The 506-nt window shown below is 61.3% G+C and carries 1 protein-coding gene; it reads left to right on the top strand.

Translation table 11 applies throughout. The annotated features are described in order from the left end of the window. Positions 1 to 506: immunoglobulin-like domain-containing protein (locus ACF8FG_RS00725; RefSeq protein WP_392518588.1), on the top strand; the 506-nt coding region annotated here is incomplete at both ends.

The following is a 506-nucleotide window of genomic DNA, read 5'->3' on the forward strand; positions in this document are numbered from 1 at the left end:
AACGATGCTGGCCAGATCAGCCTGGGCATCAACTCGGCGGTAGACGCCACCGGCGCAACGTTCGAGAACCTGCAACTGGGCGGTGCGGCTACTGTTCAAGTGACCGACACCACCGACGAAGTGGTGGCCAAGCTGACCGCGACCCCGTCGGTGACCGAAGGCGGTGAGATCACTTACACCATCACGCTGACCAACAAAGACGGCCTGCCGATCAACAACCACAGTGCATTGACCTTCACCCTGAGCGACGGCAAAACCGTCATCACTGTGCCGGCCAACGGCACCGTGGGTACTGCCACCGTGGCTGCCCCGGACAACGTCTACGTCGGCGCTAACGACCCTGTCGTGATGTCGATCGCTACCGTTGAAGGTGCGGACGTTGGCAAGTTCGAGCAACTGACACTCGACAAAACCCCGGTCAGCACTACCGTGACCGACGAGCCAGGTACGCCGGGCAACGAAGGCGACTTGGTCAAAGTCACCATCACGGCCGACCAGACCTCGGT

Origin of the sequence: Pseudomonas sp. YQ_6, assembly GCF_043103245.1 — a bacterium.
In the GTDB taxonomy this organism is placed as follows: domain Bacteria; phylum Pseudomonadota; class Gammaproteobacteria; order Pseudomonadales; family Pseudomonadaceae; genus Aquipseudomonas; species Aquipseudomonas alloputida.